Here is a 1214-nt window from a genome sequence, read left to right on the forward strand (position 1 = left end):
TGGATCGGCTACACTTAGTTGGACAATAAAAATAAGGGCTAGTAGAATGAAGAGAATAATACTAGGAGCGGATCTACTATGCCAAAACAAAGACGTACATTTACAGCAGAATTCAAAAGACAAATGGTCCAGTTATATGAAAATGGAAAGCCAAGGGCAACGATTGCGAGAGAGTATGAACTTAGTCCATCTGCCCTCGATCGCTGGATTAAGCAAACGCAAACGTCAGGTTCGTTTTCTGAAAAAGATAACCGAACAGCTGAAGAAAATGAACTCATCGCTCTTCGTAAGCGAGTTCAGCGACTTGAAATGGAAAATGACATTTTAAAGCAAGCCGCGCTGATCATGGGACGAAAGTAAAGATCATTAAGCAGAACAGTGATAAATACTCGGTATCAGCATTGTGCGAAGTCCTGCAAATCTCCAGAAGTACCTTCTACTATGAAACGAAAGCAAAAGACAACGATGACGAAATAACGACGGCTATCGTAGAGATCTTTAATGCCAACCGAAAAGCGTATGGAACGCGCAAATTGAAGGTCAAACTTCAGGAACAAGGCTATACGGTTTCAAGACGTCGAATCGGACGGATTATGAAAGAGCAGGGTCTGGTGTCCACGTACACAATAGCGCAGTATAAGCCGCACAAGACTGCTTGTAATGAAGCTATAACGGCGAATGAGTTAAAACGTGAGTTCGATCAAACTGAAGCTAAACGCTTCGTAGTCAGCGATCTCACTTATGTCAAAGTCCAGCACAAGTGGCATTACATTTGCGTGCTGATCGATTTATTTAACCGAGAAATCATTGGCCACAGTGCAGGTCCATACAAGGATGCTGCTCTGATTTCCCATGCCTTTGCCACAGTAGAAGGCGATTTAAGCGACATTCAGTGGTTTCATACGGATCGTGGAAGCGAGTTTAAGAATCAGACCATGGACGATCTATTAGAAACGTTCAACATTGGTCGCTCCCTGAGCATGAAAGGCTGTCCTTATGACAACGCCGTTGCTGAAGCTACTTACAAAGTGATGAAAACAGAATTCGTCAATCAGATGAATTTCCAGAATCTTCATCATCTAAAACTAGAATTATATGATTATGTAAACTGGTTTAATAAACATCGTGTTCATGGCACACTAGGCTACATGACGCCAGTTCAGTACAAAGCAGAGGCCCTTAAAAAAGTTGTCTGATTCACTGTTGACAGTCCA

1 protein-coding gene is annotated in these 1214 nt (G+C 42.2%); it reads left to right on the forward strand.

Going from position 1 to position 1214, the window contains the following annotated elements; translation table 11 throughout:
* Positions 1-78: 78 nt before the first annotated feature.
* A protein-coding gene (locus IFO66_RS23610; RefSeq protein WP_192027463.1) for an IS3 family transposase occupies positions 79-1196 on the forward strand; the annotation gives its coding sequence in 2 pieces (ribosomal slippage) (positions 79-325 and positions 325-1196; 1119 coding nt in all).
* Positions 1197-1214: the final 18 nt, after the last annotated feature.

Source organism: Paenibacillus arenosi (assembly GCF_014841135.1).
GTDB lineage: Bacteria > Bacillota > Bacilli > Paenibacillales > Paenibacillaceae > Paenibacillus_B > Paenibacillus_B arenosi.